We start from the raw sequence: 18211 nt of genomic DNA, 5'->3' as shown, positions 1-18211 counted from the left end.
GCGCGGCTTGTCTTTCCGCCACCTGTCAAACGCGCCTTCGTGTTCAGTTGGTCACTCTGGCGGCGCGTTCACCAAGCCCATGCCGCCGAGGCCCACTACCGCGCAAGACTCACCACGCAGACGCAACTGTAGTATTAGAGCGGCGGGCGGTCAATTGACTCCATTAGGATTTCCCTCCCCCTCGTGGGGAGGGGTAGGGGTGGGGGGCCCACGAGTCCAATTCTCAAAGACCTGAGCCCGGGGACCCCCACCCTTAATCCCTCCCCACAAGGGGGAGGGAAAAGACCCCGATTCTGCATGACCGTCCGCCGCTCTAGGGCCGCTTTTCCACCCACTCCAGAAAGGCCTCCAGCCATTTTGCGAGATAGCGCTTCGTCTCCGCGTCGGTGAGGTTGCCGTCCGCGTCGAACTTCTCCTCATTGTGGTTCACGAAGACCTCGGGCCGCGGCATGGTGATGGCCTGCAGCGCCTGCAAATTCTGCCGCAGGTGATATTGCGCCCGCGCCGTGCCGACGAATTGCCCGCCGCCCGCGCCGGCGATGCCGACGCGCTTCCACCGGAAGGGAGAACCGCCGCGGGACAGCCAGTCATTGGCGTTCTTCAGCACGCCGGGCACCGAGAAATTATACTCCGGGCAGGCGATGATGATGCCATCCGCCGCGCGGATCTTCGCCTCGAGCGCCTTCACGCTGTCGGGCTTGCCCGTCGCCGCCTCGTCATCCTCGTTGAACATCGGGATGCCGTGCAGCGTCGCGATCTCGAGCGAGACATGCGCCGGCGCCATGTTTTTCAGGGCGCGCAGCAGGCCGGTGTTGGACGATGCCCTGCGCAGCGAACCCGTGATGCCGAGAAGCTTGGTCATGCGGCCCCCTTGATCTCCCTGAAGGCGTCAAGCGCCCTGTCGCGCGCCGTGCCGTGGTCGATGACAGGATGGGGGTAGTTGCGGCCCAGTTCAACCCCGGCGGTCTTCAGCACCAGTGCCGGCGCCTCCCAGGGGCGATGCACGAATTCATCGGGCATGTGCCTGAGCTCTGGCAGCCACTTGCGCACGTAAGCGCCTTGCGGGTCGAACTTCTCGCCCTGCAGCACCGGGTTGAAGATGCGGAAATAGGGCGCGGCATCCGCTCCGCAGCCCGCCACCCACTGCCAGCTCGCGGAATTGTTGCCGATGTCGGCGTCGACCAGCGTGTCCCAGAACCAGCGTTCGCCCTCCTGCCACGGGATGAGCAGGTCCTTGATGAGGAAGGAGGCCGCGATCATGCGCACGCGGTTGTGCATGATGCCGGTCACCCAAAGCTCGCGCATGCCGGCATCGACAATGGGGTAGCCCGTGCGCCCCTTCTGCCAGGTGGCCAGCGCCTTCGGGTTCTCGCCCCACGGGAACGCCGCGAACTCCGGTCGGAAGGGCTTTTCGGGAAGCGTCGGCCAGTGGTGCAGCAGGTGATAGGAGAATTCCCGCCACAGCACTTCCTTCAGGAACTTCCCGGCTGGCCTGTCGAGTTTGCCGCCCGCGTCGAGTTGCGCGCGGCGCACCGCGTGCCAGCATTGTGCGGGGCTGATCTCGCCGAAATGCAGGTGTGGCGAAAGGCCGGAGGTGACCTCGCGGTCGGGCCGGTCGCGCTCATCGGCGTAATGGGCAAGGCCGTTCTTGATGAAGGTCTTGAGCCGCGCCGCGGCACCCGCCTCGCCCGGTGTCCAGACCGCGGAAAAGCCCTTGGCCCAATCCGGTCGGCGGGGAACGAGCTCCCAGTCCTCCAGCCGGTCGCTCTTCACCGCGCCGGTCCAGGGCGTGATGGGCGGGCCAGGCCTGAGGGGCCTTGGCTCACCCGCGGCGAAGCAGGCCTTGGAGAAGGGGGTGTAGACCTTGTAAGCCTCGCCCGATCCGTTGCGGATCGACTCCGGCTCATGCAGCAGGAAGCCGCCATAGCGACGGCAGGATGCGCCCGCCGCCTCGGCGAGCGCCTTGACGCGGTGCTCGATCTGGCCGGACCAGGGCGCATAGTCGCGGGTGAAGTGGACCGACGCCGCTCCCGTCTCAGCCAGCACCTCCGCGATCACCTTGTCCGCCGCCCCCTGGCGCAGCACCAGCCGCACCCTGGCGGAAAGCGCCTCGAGGCTCTTGTGCAGCCACCAGCGCGAGGCGCCGCCGAGGCGCCAGCCGTCCGGCGTCCCGTCATCGAGCACATAGAGGAAGATCACGGGCCCCTGTGCCGCCGCCGCCGTCAGGGCCGCATTGTCGGTGAGGCGCAGGTCGTTGCGAAGCCAATAAAGCGCTGGAGCGGTCATCGGCTTGACTACGCACTGAACGGTGGGCGGGATCAACCGCCCCCTGTTCAGTCGAGATCAGCCTGCTTCTCCTTCAGGACCTGCGCATAGACGTTGATGATCAGCGCCGCGAGCAGGATCAGTCCCCGGATGAGGATCTTGAGGAAGGAGTCGATCTGGATATGGTCGAGCCCGTTGTTGACCACGCCGAGCACGAGAAGCCCGATGATGGTGTTGCCGATGCCGCCGCGCCCGCCGAACAGCGAGGTGCCGCCCACCACCACGGCGGCGATGGCGTCGAGCAGGAAGGTGTCGAACTGGTTCTGCTGCGCCGAGCCGAAATAGGCGACGCCCAGCATGCCCGCGATGCCCGAACACATGGCGCAGATCACCATCACCGAGCCGATGATGAACTTCACGTTGACGCCGGAATACTCCGCCGCCTCGCGGTTGCCGCCCACCATGTAGATGTAGCGGCCATAGCGCGTATAGGTCAGCACCAGGTGCCCGACGAGCAGGAAGACCATGCAGACGATGATCGGCCAGCCGATGGGAATGAACATCGCCTTGCCCGCGGCGTTGACGCCGAGTGGAATGCTGAAGGCTGTTCCGGCGCCGAGCGTGGTGACGAGATCGGGATACTGATACGCAATCTGTCCGCGCACCAGCAGCGCCGACACGCCATTGGCGATCTGCATCATCGCCAGCGTCATGATGAAGGACGGGATGCCGATGAAGGTCATGCCGAAGGCCGTGACGAGGCCGAAGGCGAGGGCCGAGAGAAGGGCGAGGATGATGGCGATCCAGCCCGGCAGCGGAATGTTGGCGATGTTCACGTAATCCGGCTGGATGGTGAAATAGGCCACCGTGATGCCCACCGCATTGGCCACCGCCGCGACCGAGAGGTCGATCTCCGCCGTGAGGATCACGAAGGTCAGGCCCACCGCGATGATGCCGGTGATCGACAGCTGGCGCACGATGTTCAGCATGTTGTCGAGCGTCAGGAAGGAGGTCGACGCAAAGCTGAAGAACACGACCAGCGCCACCAGCGTGAAAACGGGTGCGATGTTGCGCAGCTGGTCGGCGAGGAAGCGCTTGACCGAGAAGCTCCTGGGCGCTGCCGATTCGGCGGTCGTCATGGTTTGTCCGTCTCCCCCGAAAACTTATGCCGCCGCCAGAAGGTCGGCCTTCTCGATTCGTCCCGTGGCGAATTCGCGCGCCACCGTGCCCTTGCGGATCACCGTCACGCGGTCGGCCAGCGTCAGGATCGTCTCCGGCTCGGTCGAGAGCACGAGGATGGCGACACCCTTGTCACGCAACGACTTCACGATGCGGATCACGTCTTCCTTCGCTCCCACGTCCATGCCGCGGGTGGGCTCCGACAGGATCAGCACGCGGGGCAGGTGGGTGAGCCACTTGGCAAGCGCCACCTTCTGCTGATTGCCGCCCGACAGCGAGCCCAGCGGAATGGCGGTGCGCGGCGGCCGGATCTGCAGGTCCTTGATGTGGGATTCCGCGATGCGCTTTTCCGTGCGCGGCTTCAGCCACATGCGGTGGATGCGGTCGAGGATGGAGATCGACACGTTCTTGTAGACCGGCTCCTGGCGGAACAGCATCATGCGCCGGTTTTCCGGCACGAAGGCGATGCCACTGGCGCGGGCTGCCGCGGTGGATTTGAAGCGCACCGGCTTGCCGTCGAGCCTGACCGAGCCCCGCCGCAGCGGCGCCTTGCCAAACAGCGCGCGCGCCAGCTCGATCTGGCCCGATCCCATGAAGCCATAGACGCCGGTGATCTCGCCCGCGCGCAGCTCGATCGAGACGTCGCGCAGATTCCTGCCGTCGCTCACGCGGGCGGCGGACAGCACGACGGGCTTGGCGTCATCGCCCTTCAGCTCCGCCTCCTCGCCCATGTGCATGCCCCTGGAGCCGCGGCCGATCATGTGGGCGATGACCATGTCCTTGGTGAGCTTTGCCGTCTCCTCGGTGATCACCTTCCTGCCATTGCGGAACACCGTGACCCGGCCGGAAATGTCCAGCACGTCATCGAGGAAGTGCGAGATGAAGACGATGGACCGGCCCTCGGCGCGCAGCCGCCGCAGCACCTCGAAGAGCTGCCTCACCTCAGGCGGCGACAGCGCCGATGTGGGCTCGTCCAGGATGATGATCCGCGCGCCCGAGAACAGAACGCGGGAGAGCTCAACCAGCTGCTGCAACCCGACGGGCAGCGAGCCCATGGTGGTGGTGGGATCGATGTCGAGGCCCAGGCTGGCGATCAGCTGCTTCGCCTCGCGGTTCATGCGGCCCCAGTCGATGGCGCCGATGGCGGTGAGCGGCTGGTTGCCGAGGAACACGTTCTCGGCGACTGTCAGATCCGGAACGACCGAGAGTTCCTGGTGCACCATGCCGATGGAATGGCTGAGCGCGTCGCCCGCCGAGCGCAGCCGCACCTCGCGGCCCTCGATTTTCATGGTTCCGTCGAAGTCGGTATGGACGCCGGCGATGATCTTCATGGTGGTTGACTTGCCAGCACCGTTCTCGCCCACCAGGCCGTGGATCTCGCCGGGCAGCAAGGTGAAGTCGACGTTCTGCAGAGCCATCACGCCGCCGAAGTGCTTCGACACGTTGGATAGCTCGAGCAGGGGCTGTTGGCCCCCGCCCGCCCGGTGTGACTGATCGGCCATCGCAAGCCGGTCAGATCAGGAAGTTCTTCTGCAGCCAGAGATGGCCCTGAGCCGTTTCCTTGGTGATGACGGGGCCGTCGGCGAGGATGAAGTCCGGAATGTCCTTGCCGGCCTTCTCGCCGCCCTGCACCGCGGCCACGCCCGCCGCCACCGACCAGCCATGGATGCGGCAGGAGGGGTTGCGCACGGTCGCCACCATCACGCCTTCCAGCACCGCGTTCACGGCGGGCGGCATGGCGTCGACACCGGCGATCAGGATGTCGGTGCGGTTTTTGGCCTTCATGACGTTGTGGGCGGCCAGCGCCATGTCGTCATTGTGGAAGAAGGCGCCCTTGATGTCCGGGTACTGCGTCAGGAGCGAGTCCCAGATGCGGGCCACCTTGGTCACGTCCCAGTCAGCCGGCTGCTCGTCCAGCACCTTGATGTTGGCATTGCCGTCGACCACCTGGTGGAAGCCCTTGGCGCGGCCCTGCGCGCCGGAGTGGCCGAGCGCGCCCTGGGTCATCACCATGTTGCCGCCGCCGCCCATCGCGCTGACGAGGGCGTTGGTGACGACCGAGCCCATCATGATGTTGTCGGGCGCGATGAAGGTATGCAGCGGCACGGCGCCGGGAGGGGCCACCAGCGTGTCCATGGCGATCACCGGCGTGCCGTCGTCGATCATCTTCTTGATCGGGTCGGTCAGCGTGCCGATGCCGAAGGTCTGGATCGCTACGAAATCCCACTTCTGCGAGGCCATGTTGTCGATGGCGGCGCGCTGCTTGGTGGCGGAGAGTTCGCCGTCGAACCAGGTCACCTCCACATTCATGAGCTTGCCCCAGGCCTCCGCCGCCTGCTTGCCCTGGGCGCACCAGGTGGCCTGCAGGCCGGCATTCGAGAAGGCGGCTTTCATGGGCTTGCCCGAAGGGGCGAGCGCCTGGGCCATGGCGGGGTCGAAGCCCGCATCGGCCAGCAGGGCGGCGCCGAGCGCGGTGGCGCCCAGCTTCTTGAACACGTCACGCCGGTTGGCGGCTTCCTTGATGAGCTCGTCGAGCATTGCGTTGATCCTCCTCCAAAGCTGATGGTCTCTCGCGCGCCCGCCGGCTTCTTCGGCCGACTGTATTGAGGACGCCGATCGATCAAAACATCCGATAGAGATTGCAGATTGTCCAGCGCTATTGTGTGATCATATGCGAATGCTGCAGGGCATCAAAGTCTTCGCGATTGCAAAACTGCGGTCTCCGCGCGGCGTGCGGCTTGCAATTGCCGCGGATTTCGGTGCTCACTGCGGCCGTCCCCATCAGCAAACCGCATGTCTGCAATGATCGAAACCCGAGACGGCTACGCCCCCCAGAAACCAGAAACCCTTGGCGCATATCTTTCAGGCATTGATGCGGTGCGCCGCATTCTTGGCGGCACGCCCGGGCAGTGGTCCATCGCCGAAGTGGGCGATGGCAACCTGAACCTCGTGTTCATCGTGAAGGGACCCTCGGGTGGCGTCGCGGTGAAGCAGGCGCTTCCCTATGTGCGCCTCGTCGGCGAAAGCTGGCCCTTGCCGCTGTCGCGCGCGCATTATGAGCACATGGCGCTCACCTGGCAGGCCCGCCTCACGGGCGCGCTGACGCCGGCCATCCGTCATTATGACGAGACGCTGGCCCTCATCGTGATGGAATTGCTGGAGCCGCACATCATCATGCGGCGCGGCATGATCGCCGGTGTGGAATACCCGAAATTCTCCGCCGACATCTCCCGCTTCATGGCGCGCACCCTCTATTTCACCTCCGACCTCGCGCTGACGGCAGACAGGAAGAAGGCCCTTATCGCCGCTTTTGCCGACAACACCGCGCTGTGCAAGATCACCGAAGACCTGATCTTCACCGATCCCTACCGCGTGGCGGAGCTCAACCGCTGGACCTCGCCGCAGCTTGACCCCTACGCCGCGCGCTGGCGCGGGGATGGCGACCTCAAGGTGGCTGTCTCGCGCCTCAAGCTGAAGTTCCTGTCCTCGGCGGAGGCCCTGCTGCATGGCGACCTCCACACGGGCTCCATCATGCTGACGCCGGAGGACACACGGGTGATCGACCCGGAATTTGCCTTCATCGGCCCCATGGGCTTCGACGTTGGGGCCGTCGTGGCCAATTTCCTGGTCAATTTCTTCGCTCAGGACGGCCATGAGGCGCAGCCGGGCGCGCGCGACTCCTACCGCGGCTGGGTGCTCTCCACGCTTGAACGGATCATCGCCCTTTTCCGCGAGGCGTTCTTGCAGCTCTGGCGCGACAACCCGACGGGCGATGCCTATCCCGTGTCGCTCTTCCAGGGGCCCGACGGCGAGGCGCGGCTCGCGGTGGAGCGGCAGGCCTACATGGACCGGCTGTGGACCGACACGGTGGGCTTCGCCGCCGCCGAGATAATCCGCCGCATCCTGGGCCTCGCCCACAACATCGATCTCGAATGGATCGAAGACAAGGACCGCCGCGCCACCTGCGAGGCCCGCGCCCTCACCCTGGCGCGCGACATGATGGTCAATGCGGAGCGCTATCCCACCATCCAATCCGTCACGGATGCCGCCCGCCGCATCCGGCAGGACATGGCGCGCTACTGAGCCGCGCGCTCCGGGAAGGCCCTGGCGATGGCCTCGCGGTTTGCCGCGATCACGCCGCGCTCGGTGATGAGGCCCGTTACAAAGCGCGCCGGCGTCACGTCGAAGGCATAGTTCGCCACCTTCGAACCCCTGGGCACGATCTCCACCGTCTCGATGCGCCCGTCCTCCGTGCGGCCGGTGAGGTGCGACACCTCGTGTCCGCCGCGCTGCTCGATGGGAATTTCGCGAACGCCGTCCACCACCGTGAAGTCGATGGTGGGTGAGGGGAGGGCCACATAGAAGGGCACGCCATTGTCGTGCGCGGCCAGCGCCTTGAGGTAGGTGCCGATCTTGTTGCACACGTCGCCCCGCGCCGTGGTGCGGTCGGTGCCCACGATGGCCATGTCAACGAGCCCATGCTGCATCAGGTGGCCGCCGGTATTGTCCGGGATCACCGTATGCGGCACGCCGTGGTGGAGCAGCTCCCAGGCGGTGAGCGAGGCGCCCTGGTTGCGCGGCCTGGTCTCGTCCACCCAGACATGGACCGGAATGCCGGCATCATGCGCGGTGTAGATGGGTGCGGTGGCGGTGCCCCAGTCGACGGTGGCCAGCCAGCCGGCATTGCAGTGGGTGAGGATGTTGACCGTTTCGCCCGGGCCCTTTCGCGCGGCGATGTTCCTGATGATCGCGAAGCCGTTGCGGCCAATGGCCTGGTTGATTGCCACGTCCTCCTCGGCGATCGCGGCGGCGCGCGCATAGGCCTGCGCCGCGCGCCCGCCTGCGGCATGCGGTTTCAGCACGCGCATCATCCCGTCCAGCGCCCATTTGAGGTTGATGGCGGTGGGCCTGGTTTTCACCAGCAACTCATAGGCGCCTTCAAGGGCTGCGTCAGAGGCATCCTGCCGCATCGCCAGCGCCATGCCATAGGCGGCGGTGACGCCGATCAGGGGTGCGCCCCGCACCAGCATGTCCTTTATGGCGAAGGCGGCTTCTTCGGGCGTCCGCAGCGTCACCACCTCGAAGACATGCGGAAACTTCGTCTGGTCGATGATGTCCACCGCCCAGCCATCGGCGTTGAGCCAGATCGTGCGATAATGCCGTCCGTTGACGTTCATGGGGGTCCTCCACCGGGCGTGAATGTGGCGGATAAGCGCCGCGCAATCAATCGCGCCGCTGCCATCGTGGCCGCGGGGGCCGTGGGTTTCAGCCCGCTGACGGAAGCGAATGCGGACGCGGCGCTCACCGCGCCCCGCCCCGCCCCGGCGCGCACTCTTCCTTGAATTCCCGCGTGCTGCGTGGGCCGAAATCAATTCACTTCGGCTGCGCCAGGAACTGCTCCAGCTCCTGGGGCAGCGCCACGCCGGGGTCGAGCGCCAGGGCCCGGCTGGCGGCTTCGGCGGCGGCCACCCTGTCGCCTTTCAGCGCATAGCCGATGGAGGAGGCTATCCAAACGTCGGAGCGGCGTGGGTCTGCGCCCTGTGCGCGGCGGTACCAGCCCAGGGCGTCGTCGAATTTCTGCTGGCGCGCCGCGAGGTCGCCGCGCGCCAGCAGCAGGTCGGCGTTGCGCGGCGACGCCGCGATGCCGGCGCTCAGCGCATCTTCCGCGCCCCTGGCATTGCCGCGCGCGTCGGCCAGCTGCGCCAGCACCAGCCAGGCCGAGGCCATCTGCGGGTCTATTTCCGCGGCTGTTCTGAAGGCCTTCTCCGCCTCGTCCCACTGGCGAAGGCTGAGGGCGAGGCCGCCCATCGCCACATGCGATTCCGGCATGTCGGCATTGGCCATGCGCGCATCCACGAAGTCCTGCAGCCCCTTGCGGTAGGCCGCATCGTCCTGCGCCGGCAGCCTGGCGGCCCCGGTGCCCGCAATCTCCACCGCCGCGCGCTGGCGCACGCTGCGGGCGGGATCGGCGAGCAGCGGCATCAGCAGGGCGATCCGCTCCTGGATATCGGTCTGGCCCAGCGCCCCCGTGGCGGCCGCGCGCACCAGCGGGTCGTCATCCTTCAACACGTGCCCGGCGTCCGCCGCCGAAAGGGAACCCGCCGGTCCCAGCGCCGAGAGCGCGGTGGCGCGGGCGATGGCCGGGTGCTCCCGGTCGAGCACGTAGCGCGTGAGGCCGGCGATGGTCTGCTCCGTGCGGTCGCCGTTCGTGAAGGCGATGAAGGCCGAACGGTCCTGCCAGCTTCTGTCTCCGGCGGGCTTCCATGCGGCGATCTGCTCCGCCGCCCATTCGGCAGTCTTGCCGGCGTGGCAACCGGTGCATACGTCAGGCGCTCCCGCCGCCTTCGACTGCAGCGGATCGGGTCTCCTGAAGAAATGGTCGCGCCGCGGATCGATCAGCATGTAGCTGCGCTCCGGCATGTGGCAGCTCACGCATTGCGCGGCCTCGCTGCCTTGTTTGTGGTTGTGGTGCGCGGGCGTGTCGAAATCGGCCTTGCGCAGCGAGGGGAAGGTGTCGTTGCCCGCCGGGCCGTGGCACTGCGTGCACACCGCATTGCCCTCCGCCACCAGCCCGCCGCCATGCGGCTCGTGGCAGTTGGAGCAGGTGACGCCCCTGGCCTTCATCTTCGATTGCAGGAAGGAGCCGAGGATGAACACCTCGTCCTTCTGCTGGCCATCAGGGAAATAGAGATCCGGCGTCAGCAGGGCGAGCGCATAATTGTCATGGAATGGCGCACCGGCCGCAGGCTGCAGCTGCGAAAAGGCCTCCCGGCGCGCGTGGCAGGGCCCGCACACGCCGATCTCCTGCGCCTGGTGGCCAGGCCCCATCGGCAGTGCCGTGTAGGGGTCCCCGCCGGTCTTCGTCCTCGCCCACGCGCCATGCGCGGCGCCCGGCCCATGGCAGGCCTCGCAGCCCACGGTGAGTTCCGCCCAGTGGCTCTTGTAGGTGCGCGTGGGAAAGTCGAAGCCCTTGCTGAAACCGGTCTGGTGGCAGGTGGCGCAGCGCGCCTGCCAGTTCTTGTAGCTGCCTGTCCAGTGCAGACCGTCGCCCGGCGGCGCGTCCTGACCGGGGTAGAGATGGAACCACCTCTTCCGCGCCGCGTCCCAGGCAAGGTCGAGCACCTGCAGCCGGCCCCTCCCGGTCTCGACCAGGTATTGCTGCAGCGGCCTGTGCCCCACGGTGTAGCGCACCTCGAAACGCGCTGGCTTGCCGTCCGCCCCTTCGGTTTCGACGATATATTTTCCATCCTTCGTGGTGAAGCGCGTGGTGACGTTTCCGTTGGTGACCGATGCATCGTTGAAGTCGCCGAGCACGCTCGCGGCATCAGGTGTCTTCAGGGCCCAGGCGTGATCCGAGCCGGCCCAGGCGGAAGCCTCCGCCGCGTGGCATCCGGCACAGGCCGCACTGCCCACGAGACCGCCGTGCGGCGCGTCCTCGGCCCGCGCAAGGGCGCCCGCCAGCACCCACAGCACCGCCGCCGCAACAACCTGCCAACGGCCCCTGAACATCGCCCTCCCGATCACCTCAATACGCGTCAGGCGCTGACGCATTGCCTCATGCGCCGCGCGAAAGCCGCGGCGAAAGGGCGGCAGCCGGGGCGCGCGCCTTGCGCCGCCGGTGGACCTCGACGCAGAGGCCAAGTCCCAGGGCCAGCAGCAGTACGTCCACCGCCGGGCGCAGGCCTTGCGCGGCATGAAGATTGGCGGCAAGCACTTGCCAAGGATTGGCGCCGGTGGCCAGCCCGTACCAGGCGAATTCGACAAGCGCCGTGGCGGCGGCAGCGGCCACCGCCACGCCCGCCAGCATGATGGCGTTCACCGGCAGGCGGAGGTGGAAGGCCAGGCGATAGATCATGAGGGCGAGGAACAATCCCGCCATCAGCGTCGCCTCGCTGGCATCGAGCTTCGACTGCATGAAAAAATGCAGGATGGCGAGGGCCGCCAGCGCATAGACCGCGCGATGCAGCCGCTTCCACCATGGCCCCAGCCGCGCGATCATGCCGTCGGTCGAGGTGGCGGCGAGCAGCGCCAGTCCCGCCAGCGCCGCGAAGCCGATGGCGAGGTAGTAGCGGTGGATGATCTCGCTCGCGACATGCGGCAGGTCATAGCCCTGGCTGGCGATGTAGAGCAGCAGGTGCCCGGCCGCCCAGGCGAAGGCGCCAACACCCAGCATGCGCCGGATCAGCGCCAGCCTGTTCCAGCGGAACAGGCGCTGCAGCGGGGTTACGGCCAGTGCCGCCAGCAGGAAACGCACCGCCCATTGCCCGGTCACGTGCAGCGCCTCTGTCATGGCGCGGGGGCCCAGATCATGGTTCAGGGCGCGCCAGGCCAGCCAGGCCGCTGGGGCCACAAGCACCAGCAGGCACAGGGTTTTCAGCCAGGACAATCGTCCGGCGCGGTCGGTGATCAGGATCATTCCGCCATATTACAGGTTTTCCCGGCCCTGTCGCGTCAACTCCCATCACGTGAAAGCATTTTCGGGTCAAGTGGACACCGGTTGACCGTCGAAAATGCGACCGGACAAAGAGATAGGGCAGGTTTCGGTTCCACTGAACCGGAACCTGCCCTATTGCGATGAGAAAGGGGCTGGAAGCGGCGCCTGGCGCGGCTGATGTCAGGCGCTCTGCCCGGCATGCGTGAGATATCCGCTCCCATGGACACGGCCGCGCGCTGCGCTACGCCGGGGCTCCGCGCGCGGCCTTATACAACACGTCCGGGGACACTGCCCCCGCAGTCCAAAATCAAGCTCCCGCAACCGCCGAAAACACAGCGGGCGGGAGGATCGCACCCCCGCCCGCCGGCAAGTCCGGACTGGCCGTCAGCCGCGCCTGTTCTGGCGCTTCTCGATCAGGTCATCGACCACGCTGGGGTCGGCCAGTGTGGAGGTGTCGCCCAGGGCGCCGAAATCGTCCTCGGCGATCTTGCGCAGGATGCGGCGCATGATCTTGCCGGAGCGGGTCTTGGGCAGGCCCGGGGCGAACTGGATCTTGTCGGGCGTGGCCAGCGGGCCGATTTCCTTGCGGACATGGGCCACGAGATCCTTGCGGAGATCCTCGTCGCCCTCTTCGCCGGCCATCAAAGTGACGTAGCAATAGATGCCTTGGCCCTTGATATCGTGGGGATAACCGACCACGGCGGCTTCCGACACCCTAGGGTGCGCGACCAGTGCGGATTCGACTTCCGCGGTCCCCAGGCGGTGGCCGGACACGTTGATCACGTCATCGACGCGGCCGGTGATCCAGTAATAGCCATCCTTGTCCCGCTTGCAGCCGTCGCCGGTGAAATACATGCCCTTATAGGTCGAGAAATAGGTCTGCACGAAGCGGTCATGGTCGCCGAACACGGTGCGCATCTGGCCCGGCCAACTATCGAGAATCACAAGGTTTCCGGAGGCGGCCCCGTCGAGGATCACGCCCTTGTCGTCAACCAGACCGGGCTGGATGCCGAAGAAGGGCCGGGTCGCCGAACCCGGCTTCAGCCTGGTGGCCCCGGGAAGCGGCGTGATCAGAATGCCGCCGGTTTCGGTCTGCCACCATGTGTCGACGATCGGGCAACGCTCGTCGCCGACCACGCGGTGATACCATTCCCAGGCTTCCGGATTGATCGGCTCGCCCACGGAACCCAGCAATCTCAGTGACTTGCGCGAGGTTTTGGCGACGGGCCCCTCGCCTGCCCCCATCAGCGCGCGGATGGCGGTGGGGGCGGTGTAGAAGATGTTGACCTTGTGCTTGTCGATCACCTCCCAGAAGCGGGAGCTGGTCGGGTAATTGGGCACGCCCTCGAACATCAGCGTCGTGGCGCCATTGGCCAGCGGGCCATAGACGATGTAGCTGTGGCCCGTCACCCAGCCCACATCCGCCGTGCACCAGTAAATGTCGCCGTCGTGGTAATCGAAGACGTACTGGTGGGTCATCGAGGCATAGACGAGGTAGCCGCCGGTGGTGTGCAGCACGCCCTTCGGCTTGCCGGTCGAGCCCGAGGTGTAGAGGATGAACAGCGGGTCCTCCGCCTTCATCTTCTCAGGTCTGCAGCTGGCGGGAACGGTCGCGGCCTCCTCGTGGTACCAGACGTCGCGGCCCGGGGCCATCGTCACCTGGCCGCCGGTGCGGCGCACCACGACGACCTTTTCATTGCCGGCGCAGCGCTTCAGCGCGTCGTCGCAATTGGCCTTGAGCGGCACCTTGCGGCCGCCGCGCATGCCCTCGTCGGCTGTGATGATCAGCTTCGAATTGGCGTCGTTGATGCGGCTCGCCAATGAGTCCGGGCTGAAACCGCCGAAAACGACCGAGTGCACGGCGCCGATGCGGGCGCAGGCCAGCATGGCATAGGCGGCCTCGGGGATCATCGGCAGGTAGATCGTGACGCAGTCGCCCTTCCTGACGCCGTTCTTTTTCAGAACATTGGCGAAACGGCAGACGTGCTCATACAATTCGTTGTAGGTGATCTTCTTGTCGTAATAGGGGTCGTCGCCTTCCCAGATGATGGCCACCTGCTCGCCGCGCTTCTTCAGGTGGCGGTCGATGCAGTTGTGGGAGACATTGAGGACGCCGTCCTCATACCATTTGATCGAAACCTTGGGATAGGCATAGGTCGCGTTCTTGACCTTCCTGGGCGCCTTGAACCAGTCCAGACGCTTGGCATGCCTGGCCCAGAACTTGGCCGGGTCTTTGATCGACTCGGCATACATTTTCCTGTAGCCGTCATTGTCCACATAGGCCGTTTTTTTCCACGAGGCGGGGACGGGATAGACTTTCTCGGACATAGGCGCATTCCTCCCAGACATGCCGATTTACGGCTCTTTTGACCATGCGCTGTATAGCCTGCAATCAGACTCCTGTCTAAGAAGCATCATGACCTTCCCCCGGCACCTGAGCCTGTTTCTCGCCCTCGGCCTGTTCTGGGGGATTTCCCCCAGCCTCTACCGGCACTGGGGCGTTCTGGGCGTGCCGGTGTCCCACATCATCTTCTTGACGGGCATCGGGGTGGCGGCCGCGCTCGCCGCCATCTGCCAGATTCGCGGCATTGACTGGATCGGCGGCAAGAGCCTGCAGTTCTTTGGGCTTGGCTGCGCCACGCTGATGAACCTGCCCTTCGCGCTGGGCCTGTTCTTCGCCCGCCACGTGCCGCCCACCGAGATGGCGCTGATCATCTCCACCGCCCCCATCGTCAACTACCTCGTGGCGCTGGTGACGGGCCGCGAGAATGCCGCACCCCGCCGCCTGCTGGCGATCCTGCTTGGTTTCCTGTCCACCGCAATTCTCGTCGTCACGCGCCAGGGCATGTTGTCCGGCCAGTTCTCCTGGTGGCTCATCGCCGCGTTTTCACTCCCCATTCTCTATTCGGCCTACAACTGGTTCGCCTCGATCTGGTGGCCGCATGGCTGCCATCCGATGGCTGCGGGCGTTGCGGAATCGACCTGGTCGGGCCTGCTCGCCGTGCCCTTCCTGCTGCTCTTCGCCCCGCCCTGGTCCCCCGGCCAGCTCCCCGCCTCCGCTTACTGGACGGTGCTGCTGGCCTGCGGAATGTGGACGCTGGAGAGGATCGCCTTCTTCACGCTGATTCAGGAGAAGGGCGCCGTCTTCACCGTGCAGGCCGTCTATCTCTCCACCCCTGCCGCGGTGGTCATCGCGCTTGCCTTCTATGGTGGCGCGGATATCTGGCTTTTCGTGTCGCTCGCCGTGCTGATGGGGGCACTCTACCTCAACAATACCGGCTCAGCCTCCAGACCGGCGTCAGCCTGACCTCCGCCTCCTTGAGGTCGCGGACGGGGCGGGGAAGCCTGATGCATCCACGATCTGCGTCAAGCGGTCTCAAGGCCCAACCGGCCTGAGCCTTTCGGCGTATTTGCGATACTGCAGCGCACAAGGTACAAGTCCCAGTCCGTGAATCGGGAAAAGGCAAAATGGCAGACACCAGAAACGCAAGGCGCCCGCTGTCGCCGCATCTGCAGATTTACCGCGGCGGATTGACGATGCTGATGTCGATCGCCCACCGCATCACCGGCGTGGCGCTCTATGCCGGCACGCTGCTGCTCGTCTGGTGGCTCACCGCCGCCGCAACCTCTGACCCGTATTTCGACATGGTGCAGGCCGTGTTCGCCAGCGTTCCCGGCAGGTTGGTGCTGTTCGGCTTCACCTGGGCCTTGATCCACCACACGCTGGGCGGCATCCGCCACCTCATCTGGGACATGGGCCGCGGCTTCGGGCTCAGGCATGTCGAGATGGGCGCCAGGCTGTCGCTTGCCGGCTCCATCATCCTCACCCTCGCCGTCTGGGCCATTGGATTGGGAGTGTCGTGATGCTGAAGAAGACCCCGCTCGGCCAGGTCCTGGGCCTCGGTTCGGCCAAGGCCGGCGCCGAACACTGGTTGCGCCAGCGCGTGACGGCGGTCGCCGGCATTCCGCTCGTGCTGTTCCTCATCGGCTATATCCTCGTCCACCGCGGCGCCTCGCGCGCCGAGATCGTGGCGAGCATGCAGAACCCCATCGTGGCGCTGCTGATGACTCTCACCATCCTCAATCTCGTGTGGCACATGCGGCTGGGCCTGCAGGTGGTGATCGAGGACTATGCGCACGCCAACCCGACCAAATATGCCCTGCTGCTGCTCAACACCTTCTTCGCATGGGTGATGGCGCTGGCGGGCGTCCATGCAATTCTCAAGATGAGCTTCGGACTTTGATGGCTGCTGTCGAAACCAGGAAGAAAGCCCCGCAGAGCTTCACCGCCGGGGGCCGCGCCTATCCCGTGACGGACCACACGCATGACGTGGTCGTGGTGGGGGCGGGCGGCGCGGGCTTGCGCGCGGCGCTCGGCGCCTCGCAGGCGGGGCTGCGCACGGCCTGCATCTCCAAGGTCTTCCCCACCCGCTCGCATACGGTGGCGGCGCAAGGCGGCATTGCGGCGTCGCTCGCCAATATGGGGGCGGATGACTGGCGCTGGCACATGTATGACACGGTGAAGGGCGCTGACTGGCTGGGCGACCAGGATGCCATCGAATATCTCTGCCGCAATGCGCCGACTGCCGTTTACGAGCTCGAGCATTTCGGCATGCCCTTCTCGCGCACCGAGGACGGCAAGATCTATCAGCGGCCCTTCGGCGGCCATATGATGAATTTCGGCGAGGGTCCGCCGGTGCAGCGCACCTGCGCCGCCGCGGACCGCACGGGGCACGCCATGCTGCACACGCTGTATGGCCAGTCGCTGCGCCATTCGGCCGAGTTTTTCATCGAGTATTTCGCGCTCGACCTCATCATGGAAAACGGTGCCTGCCGCGGCGTCGTCGCCATGAACATGGAGGATGGCTCGATCCACCGCTTCCGCGCGCATGAGACGATCCTGGCGACGGGCGGCTATGGCCGCGCCTATTTCTCGGCGACCTCGGCCCACACCTGCACGGGTGACGGCAACGCGATGGTGTTGCGCGCCGGCCTGCCCTGTCAGGACATGGAATTCGTGCAGTTCCACCCCACGGGCATTTATGGCGCGGGCTGCCTCATCACCGAGGGCGCGCGTGGCGAGGGCGGATACCTCACCAACAGCCAGGGCGAGCGCTTCATGGAGCGCTATGCGCCGACGGCGAAGGATTTGGCGTCCCGCGACGTCGTCTCGCGCTCGATGACCATTGAGATCCGCGAGGGCCGCGGCGTGGGCGAGCACAAGGACCACATTCACCTGCACCTCGAGCATTTGGACCCCAAGGTGCTGCATGAGCGGCTGCCGGGCATTTCCGAGTCGGCCAAGATCTTCGCGGGTGTCGACGTCACACGCGAGCCGATCCCGATCCTGCCCACCGTGCACTACAACATGGGCGGCATCCCGACGAATTATCACGGCGAGGTTCTGGCGGGCGATATGGCGGACCCCGAGAAGACGGTGCCCGGCCTGATGGCGGTGGGCGAGGCGGCCTGCGTGTCCGTCCACGGCGCAAACCGCCTGGGGAGCAACTCGCTGATCGACCTCGTGGTGTTCGGCCGCGCCGCGGCACTGCGCTGCGCGGAACTGGTGAAGCCCAATTCTCCGCATGCGGATCTTCCCGCCGACGCGGGCGAATTCTCCGTCTCGCGGCTCGACCGCTATCGCTTCGCCGACGGCAAGACGCCGACATCGGAACTGCGCGCGCGCATGCAGAAGACGATGCAGGAGGACGCCGCCGTGTTCCGCACCGGGGAGACGCTGCAGCAGGGCGTGAACCGCCTCAATGAGGTGTGGAAAGAAATCGACGATATCAGGGTCTCCGACCATTCGCTCGTCTGGAACAGCGACCTGATCGAGACGCTGGAATTCGAGAACCTCATCCTGCAGGCCGCGGCAACCGTGGCGAGCGCCGAGGCGCGCAAGGAAAGCCGTGGCGCGCACGCCCGCGAGGACTTCCCCACCCGCGACGACGCCAACTGGATGAAGCACACGCTGGCCTGGGCCGACCGCGACAGGAAGACGGTGACGCTGGGCTATCGTCCGGTGCACGACTTCACCATGTCCAGCGATATTGATTACATCAAGCCCAAGGCGCGGGTTTATTGAGATGCGGGACTCGTGGCCACCCCCACCCCTACCCCTCCCCACAAGGGGGAGGGGGGCTCTTGCCGGCGCAATGGCGTGCCTGGGAATGGAATTTCCCCTCCCCCTTGTGGTGTACAGACCGGGGAGATAGGTAACGGGTGTTCGGGGACATAGGTAACGGTTTTAGCATTGTTGGGTTGGCTTTGCGAGATCGAAGCTGGCGATGCGTTGGTGGCGGTAATGGACGTGGTAGGCGCCGTCGGTTTTTG

14 protein-coding genes are annotated in these 18211 nt (G+C 65.9%); 5 read left to right on the top strand and 9 right to left on the bottom strand.

What is annotated here, in order from left to right:
* Window positions 1-313: 313 nt before the first annotated feature.
* The 5 genes from IOC69_RS05005 to IOC69_RS04985 are packed head-to-tail and all read right to left on the bottom strand — an operon-like array spanning window position 314 to window position 5982.
* The gene (locus IOC69_RS05005; RefSeq protein WP_290542439.1) at window positions 314-862 is read right to left on the bottom strand and encodes an NADPH-dependent FMN reductase; all 549 of its coding nucleotides are present in this window, start codon (window positions 860-862) and stop codon (window positions 314-316) included.
* Window positions 859-2286 (bottom strand): deoxyribodipyrimidine photo-lyase, encoded by a 1428-nt coding sequence (locus tag IOC69_RS05000; RefSeq protein ID WP_290542438.1) that lies wholly within the window; start codon window positions 2284-2286, stop codon window positions 859-861. Before IOC69_RS05000 ends, IOC69_RS05005 begins: the two co-directional genes overlap by 4 nt.
* A gap of 47 nt (window positions 2287-2333) precedes the next feature.
* Window positions 2334-3404 (bottom strand): ABC transporter permease, encoded by a 1071-nt coding sequence (locus tag IOC69_RS04995; protein ID WP_290542437.1) that lies wholly within the window; start codon window positions 3402-3404, stop codon window positions 2334-2336.
* A 24-nt stretch (window positions 3405-3428) separates the two neighbouring features.
* Window positions 3429-4946: a sugar ABC transporter ATP-binding protein gene (locus tag IOC69_RS04990; RefSeq protein WP_290542436.1), complete on the bottom strand. Its 1518-nt coding sequence runs from the start codon at window positions 4944-4946 to the stop codon at window positions 3429-3431.
* Between the two features lie 10 nt (window positions 4947-4956).
* Complete coding sequence (locus IOC69_RS04985) at window positions 4957-5982, bottom strand: sugar ABC transporter substrate-binding protein (RefSeq protein ID WP_290542435.1); 1026 nt, start codon at window positions 5980-5982, stop codon at window positions 4957-4959.
* A 264-nt stretch (window positions 5983-6246) separates the two neighbouring features.
* On the opposite strand from IOC69_RS04985, the gene mtnK reads away from it, so the two are divergent.
* Window positions 6247-7527, top strand: a complete 1281-nt coding sequence (gene mtnK / locus IOC69_RS04980; RefSeq protein ID WP_290542434.1) for an S-methyl-5-thioribose kinase — start codon at window positions 6247-6249, stop codon at window positions 7525-7527.
* On the opposite strand, the gene mtnA is transcribed toward mtnK, so the two are convergent.
* The 4 genes from mtnA to acs all read right to left on the bottom strand — a co-directional run bounded on the left by mtnA (window position 7521) and on the right by acs (window position 14206).
* Window positions 7521-8621 carry an S-methyl-5-thioribose-1-phosphate isomerase gene (gene mtnA / locus IOC69_RS04975; RefSeq protein WP_290542433.1) on the bottom strand — a complete coding sequence of 367 codons (1101 nt, stop codon included), beginning with the start codon at window positions 8619-8621 and terminating at the stop codon, window positions 7521-7523. The genes mtnK and mtnA overlap by 7 nt on opposite strands.
* 196 nt (window positions 8622-8817) lie before the next feature.
* The gene (locus IOC69_RS04970; protein ID WP_290542432.1) at window positions 8818-10953 is read right to left on the bottom strand and encodes a tetratricopeptide repeat protein; all 2136 of its coding nucleotides are present in this window, start codon (window positions 10951-10953) and stop codon (window positions 8818-8820) included.
* Window positions 10954-10999: 46 nt separating this feature from the next.
* Window positions 11000-11860, bottom strand: a complete 861-nt coding sequence (locus tag IOC69_RS04965) for a sulfite oxidase heme-binding subunit YedZ (RefSeq protein WP_290542431.1) — start codon at window positions 11858-11860, stop codon at window positions 11000-11002.
* Between the two features lie 402 nt (window positions 11861-12262).
* Complete coding sequence (gene acs, locus IOC69_RS04960; RefSeq protein WP_290542430.1) at window positions 12263-14206, bottom strand: acetate--CoA ligase; 1944 nt, start codon at window positions 14204-14206, stop codon at window positions 12263-12265.
* Between the two features lie 88 nt (window positions 14207-14294).
* Between acs and IOC69_RS04955 the strand changes: the two genes are divergently transcribed.
* From IOC69_RS04955 to sdhA, 4 genes are all read left to right on the top strand, one after another.
* Window positions 14295-15185 carry a hypothetical protein gene (locus IOC69_RS04955; RefSeq protein ID WP_290542429.1) on the top strand — a complete coding sequence of 297 codons (891 nt, stop codon included), beginning with the start codon at window positions 14295-14297 and terminating at the stop codon, window positions 15183-15185.
* A 161-nt stretch (window positions 15186-15346) separates the two neighbouring features.
* Window positions 15347-15742: a succinate dehydrogenase, cytochrome b556 subunit gene (gene sdhC / locus IOC69_RS04950; protein WP_290542428.1), complete on the top strand. Its 396-nt coding sequence runs from the start codon at window positions 15347-15349 to the stop codon at window positions 15740-15742.
* Complete coding sequence (gene sdhD / locus IOC69_RS04945; protein ID WP_290542427.1) at window positions 15742-16122, top strand: succinate dehydrogenase, hydrophobic membrane anchor protein; 381 nt, start codon at window positions 15742-15744, stop codon at window positions 16120-16122. Before sdhC ends, sdhD begins: the two co-directional genes overlap by 1 nt.
* Complete coding sequence (gene sdhA / locus IOC69_RS04940) at window positions 16122-17963, top strand: succinate dehydrogenase flavoprotein subunit (RefSeq protein ID WP_290542426.1); 1842 nt, start codon at window positions 16122-16124, stop codon at window positions 17961-17963. The genes sdhD and sdhA overlap by 1 nt, the downstream gene beginning before the upstream one ends.
* Window positions 17964-18211: the final 248 nt, after the last annotated feature.

It is taken from the genome of Aestuariivirga sp., from assembly GCF_020252405.1.
GTDB lineage: Bacteria > Pseudomonadota > Alphaproteobacteria > Rhizobiales > Aestuariivirgaceae > Aestuariivirga.
Note: the sequence above shows the minus strand (reverse complement) of the source record. Positions and strands in the feature narration are given on the sequence as shown.

Excerpts from the sequence above, each read along its gene's own strand:
- IOC69_RS05005 (WP_290542439.1), bottom strand. The coding sequence starts at position 862 with ATGACCAAGCTTCTCGGCATCACGGGTTCGCTGCGCAGGGCATCGTCC.
- IOC69_RS05000 (WP_290542438.1), bottom strand. The coding sequence starts at position 2,286 with ATGACCGCTCCAGCGCTTTATTGGCTTCGCAACGACCTGCGCCTCACC.
- IOC69_RS04995 (WP_290542437.1), bottom strand. The coding sequence starts at position 3,404 with ATGACGACCGCCGAATCGGCAGCGCCCAGGAGCTTCTCGGTCAAGCGC.
- IOC69_RS04990 (WP_290542436.1), bottom strand. The coding sequence starts at position 4,946 with ATGGCCGATCAGTCACACCGGGCGGGCGGGGGCCAACAGCCCCTGCTC.
- IOC69_RS04985 (WP_290542435.1), bottom strand. The coding sequence starts at position 5,982 with ATGCTCGACGAGCTCATCAAGGAAGCCGCCAACCGGCGTGACGTGTTC.
- mtnK (WP_290542434.1), top strand. The coding sequence starts at position 6,247 with ATGATCGAAACCCGAGACGGCTACGCCCCCCAGAAACCAGAAACCCTT.
- mtnA (WP_290542433.1), bottom strand. The coding sequence starts at position 8,621 with ATGAACGTCAACGGACGGCATTATCGCACGATCTGGCTCAACGCCGAT.
- IOC69_RS04970 (WP_290542432.1), bottom strand. The coding sequence starts at position 10,953 with ATGTTCAGGGGCCGTTGGCAGGTTGTTGCGGCGGCGGTGCTGTGGGTG.
- IOC69_RS04965 (WP_290542431.1), bottom strand. The coding sequence starts at position 11,860 with ATGATCCTGATCACCGACCGCGCCGGACGATTGTCCTGGCTGAAAACC.
- acs (WP_290542430.1), bottom strand. The coding sequence starts at position 14,206 with ATGTCCGAGAAAGTCTATCCCGTCCCCGCCTCGTGGAAAAAAACGGCC.
- IOC69_RS04955 (WP_290542429.1), top strand. The coding sequence starts at position 14,295 with ATGACCTTCCCCCGGCACCTGAGCCTGTTTCTCGCCCTCGGCCTGTTC.
- sdhC (WP_290542428.1), top strand. The coding sequence starts at position 15,347 with ATGGCAGACACCAGAAACGCAAGGCGCCCGCTGTCGCCGCATCTGCAG.
- sdhD (WP_290542427.1), top strand. The coding sequence starts at position 15,742 with ATGCTGAAGAAGACCCCGCTCGGCCAGGTCCTGGGCCTCGGTTCGGCC.
- sdhA (WP_290542426.1), top strand. The coding sequence starts at position 16,122 with ATGGCTGCTGTCGAAACCAGGAAGAAAGCCCCGCAGAGCTTCACCGCC.